The 8,204-nt window shown below is 43.0% G+C and carries 1 protein-coding gene; it reads left to right on the top strand.

Features of this window, described 5'->3' with window-relative positions; genetic code table 11:
* The first annotated feature begins 1,150 nt into the window (after window positions 1–1,150).
* On the top strand, window positions 1,151–8,026 hold the full coding sequence (locus tag ACFSKL_RS09680; RefSeq protein ID WP_376885747.1) for a LamG-like jellyroll fold domain-containing protein: 6,876 nt from the start codon (window positions 1,151–1,153) through the stop codon (window positions 8,024–8,026).
* Window positions 8,027–8,204: the final 178 nt, after the last annotated feature.

The raw sequence follows: 8,204 nt of genomic DNA, 5'->3' as shown, positions 1-8,204 counted from the left end.
CCCTCCCTGTGCTTGTGTGTCAACTTTTCCCCCGTTTGGGATTGCAAAGGTGCAACTTATTCCCAACTTTACAACCACCATTGCCAAAGTATTTTTTGAATCCCCACAAAACACCTGAATACCAAGGAGAAAAAATTGACCCAAACGAAAAAACAGAATGGTGGATGATGTCATAGTTACTTTTCAATGGGCAATCTTAATATGCCACCCTAGGATCTCCATTTGAAAATATCAAAACAGGAATCCTTGGTAAGGGCTGTTTTCGCAACAATCACATCCCCATATCCATCCCCTTGCTAGAGACCAAACAAAAAACAGTCCCACACATACCGCCATCATGTACTCCAACCACATCCACATTAGTAGGGCAGTGACACCATACATAATAAGACAGCACGGTATATAATACAGTATAATATAGAAGCACCTTATTTAAAGTAGGTCTGGTATAAAGGGAGAGCCTTTGAAGCATATAGCTAAGTAATGCCATGGAAAGCGCCTATTACAATAATGCCCCACAATTAGCTCGCCTACCCCACTAAGCAATAGAAAATTTGCCCGCAATACAATCCCTATAGAACGAAGGCTCAAGACATCTTAAGCCAAGACATGGATAGACAATGTGCCTGAGTCTGCTTGTGAACAACAGCCTTGCAAAAAGACCAAACGAAACAAAACCAAGCCTCAACAAAAAAAACCAAGCAATAACACTTCACCATTGGAATAGCACCCCACTTTGTCAATAATATCCCTACATAAAAACAAGTGAAGACCGTCAGCAGAAACATTCACAAACAAAATACAACCACTTATCCACGATAAAGACCGAAAAACTCAAGAAGCATACATTTTATGAATAAGGATCAAAACACATAAAACACCACACAAACAGCTATTTCTTATATAAATACAATACCCAAAAATATAGATAAAAAAATAATACGAAATTAAATATGTTTCGAATATGAAATATTAAAGTCATTTTATATTTTAGTATATTGTATATTTTCGTAAAATCAGAATTTAAACAATACTTATCAGTAAATAATAAAATTATACATAACAAAAATCAGAATTCGTAAGCAAATAAAATAATTACGAAACAAAGTAAAAACCATTAAAAACAGTCAAAAAAACAAAACATCAAACTATGAAAAGAATTTTAGCTATTTTAATGACATCATTTTTGCTGCTACAAGGAATTGCACAGCAAAATCATGACCCCAATCGGGACTACAGAATCCAGCTTCTACACAAGCAATATGTCCCAAAAGCACAATTTAATCCAAAAAGAGCAAACGGTAGGGTAATCGACAGCAACCAAGCCAAGCAAGTCTACGCTCAAAAGCAATACTACCTTATCCAATTTTATGATTTACCTGACGACAATACTCGGGCAAAGCTAAAAAACCTGGGGATAACCTTACTTAATTACGTCCCAAATGCTGCTTATTACGCCTATTTTGACAAAAGATTGACTGGGGAAAATCTCAATCAGCTTGACATCAGATCAGTGATATCTCTGGATGAAAACTTCAAACTTTCAGAAGAACTTCATAAAAACCAGATTCCAATACACGCCAAAAAAGGCGGAGAAGTTGAGCTTATTTTAACATTATTCTCCAATGCAAACACCAGTATTGCACATCGGGAAATCAGCAAACATGCAGAGGTCACAGCCCAACATTCTCCATTTGAGTGGACGATAAAAACCAAGCTGAACAAAATCCGGCATTTAGCCCGCATCCAAGAAGTGTTGTTTTTGGAGCCTATTGCTGCAGAACCAGAACCAGAAATCGACGCCCCAGAACCTGAATACATCAACAGTAATGACCATGGAAGAAGCAATTATATCAACACCGGCTTTGATGGGAAACTTTATAATGGAAATGGCATCAATGTAATGGTTCGTGAAAACGGTATTTATGACACTCCTGATTTTCATGGGAGGCTACTCCCCGGGACCAATTTTGGAGACAGCCCTGGGGGACATGCCACAGGAGTTTCTGCATTTTTAGGAAGCTCGGGAAACATAAATCCCAGAACAAGATCTAATGCATGGGGGGCTAATATATTAGCTGCAGGTGGCCAAAACCTGTATGCCTTATACGACAATCCTGACATGAGAATCAGAGTAGTCAACATGTCTTACGGTTGGGCTATACAGGCGGGGTATTCTTCCCTTTCCCGAGAGCATGACAACTTTATCAGAACCAGACCTGAAGCAATGCTCGTATATTCATCGGGAAATTCGGGAGGTTCAGCCGCATCAGGAGGACTATATGATGGGATCGTAGGCTGGGGAAACCTTACCGGGGAAGCCAAGCACGCCAAAAACCTATTGATAATCAGCGGGACTGACTATGAAGACAACTTTTTGGATTGGACATGCAAAGGCCCTGCTTTTGATGGACGAATCAAGCCAGAACTCACAATCCACGGCTCGGGGGGAACTTCACATGCTGCCCCTAAAATCTCAGGGATATTCACCATTCTCCACCAAGTATTCAAAGAGACTACGCAAGCCTCCACCGTGCCAAGTGCATTGATCAAGGCTATCATGATGAACACCGCAGATGATGTACACAATCCTGGAATTGACTTCAAAACAGGATTTGGAAGGCCAAATGTCCGACGTGCATACCACGCAATCACCAATGAACAATATTTTTCGGGAACAATCAGCCATGGCGCTCAAAACAGCCACAACATACAAGTCCCTGCCGACACCAAGGAGCTTAGGGTACTCTTATATTGGCATGACTACGAAGCCACTCCCGGTGTTGCAAAAGCATTGGTAAACGACCTGGATTTAAAAGTAAACAACCCAACATCCCAAACTTATCTCCCATGGGTGCTGGATATCACTCCAGACCCAGCCAGTCTTAATTCTTTACCAGTCAGAAACCTTGACAGACTCAACAATGTAGAGCAGGTCACCATCCCTACCCCTACCCAAGGCAACTATCAAATAGAAATCAATGGTTTCAACATTCCGGAAGGCCCCCAAGAATACTATCTGGTTTATGAATTTATCCAGGAAGAGCTACTACTTACCTCTCCTCTGGAAGGAGAGACATTAAATCCCGGACAGAATTTCTTTATCCGTTGGGATGCAAATGGAGACAGTTCACCATTCAGCCTGGATTATTCCACAGACAATGGCTCCACCTGGACCAACATTGCCTCTAATATCCCTGCCACACAAAGACAATACAACTGGAATGTCCCTGCTCTTGAAAACAAAACCCAGATCAGGATCACACGAGACTCCCAGTCCAACATCACCGAGCCAATTCACATCTTGACCCCTCCAAGTGGGTTTCAGGTAGATTGGGCTTGCTCAGACCAGATACAGCTATCATGGGAGGAAGTCCCAGGTGCCATTCAATATGAGATATTCAAACTTGGTGAAAAATACATGGAATCAATCGGGGTTACAAATGACACTTACTTTATTGATACAACCACATCCAATGCCCAAAAAGAATGGTATGCCGTACGATCAATTGCACTCAATGAGCTCACTAGCCCACGCACTTTATCCGTCGAAAAGCCCGAAGGCACTGTCAAATGCCAGAGTCTCAACAATGGCATTGCCCTAAGCGTCACTGAATCTAGTGCCACCCTAACAGGTACGGTGAATGCACTTGGAAAGCAACTCAACAACGTTGTCTTTGAATATGGTATTTCATCAACATTCAGTGAGGAATTCCCGGTAGTACCAGCGGTAAGTGGGACACAAAACGTCCCAATAGAAATCACAGTCCCCCATACTATGAAGTCCGGAGAGATCTGGCAATACAGATTGAAGGGTGAGTGGGATGGCCAGACTGTGTATAGTGAAGCATATGAGTTCAGTCCTGCCCCCGGAAATTCTATGGTATTCAACGGCAATGAAACTGTGATCCTCGGACCCAACGACGAGGTAAACGGAAACAAACCCCGAACAATTGAAGTCTGGGTCAAGGCAGATGCATTTGCCTCAGATGGTGGTGTCATCACCTTCCCTGGAAGTACAGGTACCACTAGAGGGGACTTTACTTTTGGCACGGATGGGCAGGAAAACCGATGGAAGCTATCATTGTGGAACGTCACCAGGTTCTACGAACTTCCAAACAGCAAAGGGGAATGGCATCATATTGCAATTTCATACGATCCTTCCAACACTACTGCCTTAATGTATTATGATGGCATCTTGTGGGATACTTGGAACACTGGGGAAATCAATACCCTTCCAGGAAACATCCGTTTGGGAGTTAGGTCCAATGGCCCTCAGTTTTACTATAAAGGAGAAATGGATGAAGTACGGATATGGAACTCAGTAAGAACAGCTGACGAAATCAAACGTAACATGCACCATCCCCTAAAAGGAGACGAGGAAAACCTAGTCTACTATGTGAATTTCGATCAGTTTGAAGACAAAAGCTACGATATCGTCACCAAACAACAACTAACCTATACCGGTTTACCCCTAAAAATAGCTGCCAATTATCCATTTGGTAACGGGGAATCATTTTACAACAATGAATCACAAGGTTGGGTCTCATTTGGCAATGGGACAGGAGTCAATGTCAACTATTCAGAACATTCTGGCAGGGAAGTGATGTTTTCAAAAATAAAGCTTACATCTGCCCCCATCAATACAATTACTCCGACTTCCACCACGATAGGAGAAGAGTATTGGATATCCAAAAGGCTTTCTAAAGAATCTGGGGACTTAAAGATGGACATTAGATTTAAGAGCTCTGCAGACATTACCCCAGAAGAGGCTTCTTCACCCGGCTCGATCCTCGTCTTCAGTAGGCCTTCTTTCTCAGATGCCAAATGGAACTACAGCGATCAACTGAGCTATGCAAATGCGGAACATGACTCTATTGGAATAAACAGCAGCTCAGAATACACTCAATTCCTCTTTTTAAAAGATGAAAACCCCATAGCCTTCTTCTCGGTGGATACCCTGTCTTTGGCTGACACCAAAGTCGGGAGAAATTCAATCTCAGAAGCAATCACCATCAGTGGAGTAATGCTTCCCGATAGTATATCGGTAACTTCTACAGACGGTTTCGAGGTATCTCTGGACGATTCTCTATATGTTAGCAAAGACAACTACCTCTCCGTTTCTACGGTGAACGGCATCCTGGACAAACAAGAAATCTATGTCCGGTTCTCCCCTACTGAAAGTAAAGTATATGAAGGGGAAATCAACCTGCTTGTAAATGGAATAGCTACACAAACACTCTATTTGGAACAAGAAGCCCTCGAGCCTGAGACTTTTGCAGGAAAAGCACTTTCCTTCAATGGATCCAATTCCAATGTAGTAATTGAAGACCTCAATTGGCAACCCACTGAATTTACTTTAGAATGGTGGCTCAAGCCAAACACCTCCACTAACTGGAACCAGCAAATAGGCAATGGCTGGGGATCATTCCTTGTACATGCCGACAATGCCAAAAACCTCAGCATCGGAGTAGCCAACAACAGCAACTCAAGACTGACTGTTCCCGGAGCATTTGAAGAACTTGGTACCTGGAAACACATCGCCTATACTTTCCAAGAAGGAAACGTTAAAGTGTATTTCAACGGGGAACTGATAGATAGCAAGCCCAGCTCCACATTCCCTCCCAACTGGCCTAACTTCAGGATCGGTGCCGCAAACAACAGCACCATCAATGGAGAACTGGATGAATTCAGGATGTGGACAAAGGCCCGTACCCAAACCGAGATCAGGGAAAATATGAATCACACACTCACAGGTGATGAAGAAGACCTAAAAGTATACCTTCAGTTTCAGGAAACTTCCAAAGGTATCGCAGACTTATCCAACAACGGCTTCAAGATCACCATGCATAATGACCCAACGCATGTTGACTCAAGTGTTCCTGTAGCCGCAGGGTACAGCGAAACCAAATCAATCGTCAATCCAGGCATGTTTGAGTTTGAAGGCACCGGGCTAAGTCTAGAATTTTCTTCCGAAGGAACCAACCCCAATGGGGATGTAGTTGTCTCAAAACTCCACGCACTCCCAAATAAAAATGTATTGCCTACAGCCATGGACAGCACCTATTGGGTAGTAAAAAATTATGGTGCGAACAAATCATTCGATGGATTGGTCGCTATCAAGATTTCAGGACTTGTCGATGATTCCAGCGGAGACTATACCTACAGGCTTTTCGACAGAAGACATTTTGATCACGGTGACACATGGAATATGGCATCCCACACCACATCCCATACACAGGGAGAGGTTGAGTTCAATTTCAACCATAACAACGCCGTTGACAAGTTAGGTCAAATAGCCATCAGCCAGACTGAAGGCGGGGCAAGTGCAGATACGCTCGCCGGAAACTCCTTCTTCTTTGAAGAAAATGGACAACTACAGATCATGGGACTCAACTGGCAGCCAACATCCTTTACCATAGAATGGTGGATGAAAGCAAACTCTACACTAAACTGGAATCAGCAGTTTGGAAATGGCTGGGGTTCATTCCTGTCACACGCAGACAGTGAGGGTCATTTAAATATTGGAGTAGCCAACAACCCCAACTCTAGGCTCACTGTAACAAATGCATTCCAAGACCTTGGAAATTGGCATCATTTCGCTTATACATTTGAAAACGGTCAAGCCAAGATCTACATGGACGGGACAGTCCGAGATGAAAGACCAAATTCAAGTCTCCCTCCAGTTTGGCATCATTTCAACATCAGTGCATTAGGAAACAACAGAATAGATGGTGAGCTTGATGAGTTCAGGATTTGGGATATTGCAAGAACTCCGGAACAGATCCGGGGCAACATGCACCATACCGTGCCTGCTGACTCAGAAAACCTCAAGGTTTATTTGCAAGGACAAGGATCCCAAAGTGGTGAGTTCATCACCGACGCATCCAACAACGCTTACCTCGTCAAGATAAATGGATATGTTGGCAGGAAAGCATCATCCGCCCCAGTTGCCAAAGGAACGAGCGAATCAATTTCAATAGAGGGACCGGGATGGCATGCCTTTGACTCAGTAGGACTTTCTCTAAATTACGGAGAAGAAGGAATCTACCCTATCGAAGAAGCTGTGGTAAGCAAACTTCATAGCACACCGTTTGGACTACCAGAAACTGATGCAAACACCTATTGGATCGTCAGAAACTACGGTAGCCCAATCCCTGTAGACATTCGTGAAGTCAGTATGGAAGGTGACACAGACTGTGATCTCAAAACCACTCTTCATCTCAGAGCTTTCAATTCAGAAGATGAATGGACAGAGACAACCATTGGAGAATATATAGGTGAAAAGATCTTATTCACTTCTGAGATTCAGTTAGAAAACAATCAACTTTCTATGTCACAAACCCCAATTGCTGAACCTCTCTTAGCGACTATAGCAGATGTGTATGCGGTACAGCCAGGCGGAGTTGCCAACACCATCTATTGGGGTTATGGACCAGACTCGCTCAACCTGGAAGCAGAAGTAGTAGGTGGAATAGCTCCATACACATACCAATGGTCTACAGGTGAAAATGGACCCCAGATCACTGTAGCACCGGAGACTACCGGCACACATAGCTACACAGTCATCATTACAGATGCAAGAGGCTGCCAGACTGAGATCACCAAAGAAATCAACGTATTAGATATCCGATGTGGTGCTAACAAAGTCAATATATGCCACAGAAATGGACACACCATCTGTATCCATGTGAATGCTGTCCCTGAACACTTGCAAGAAGGCAACAAACTTGGTAGCTGTGAGCAAATATCTGAGATACAAGGCAAATCCGAAATGATGAATGTGTATCCTAATCCAGCAAGCTTCGAAGTGAATGTAGAAGGCACATCTGAATACGATGGCCCTTCCTACCTGGTGATCTACCAGATCAATGACTTAAGTGGAAAGACCGTTATTGAACAACCCATTCAGGTCCTGGAAGGGAAATTCAAAACAAAAATCAATGTCTCTGGATTAAGAAATGGTGTGTATGTCATACTAAACCCCAAAGACCTGGTCAAAACTTCTTTGCTCATTAAAAAGTAACGGAGTCCATCTTTCAACCTTGCACTGAGGATAGGGAGTATTCCCTATCCTCTTTTTATATACAAGGATGATTCCAATAGACTTTACTTCTTTGGACATTTCGGCTTCCTGCTGAAACTCCATTTCAAATGATTGTTCAAAAAAAAATCCCACCAACAGTCGTCAGTGGGATTAAATG

This window comes from Belliella marina (assembly GCF_042682445.1).
GTDB lineage: Bacteria > Bacteroidota > Bacteroidia > Cytophagales > Cyclobacteriaceae > Belliella > Belliella marina.
Note: the sequence above shows the minus strand (reverse complement) of the source record. Positions and strands in the feature narration are given on the sequence as shown.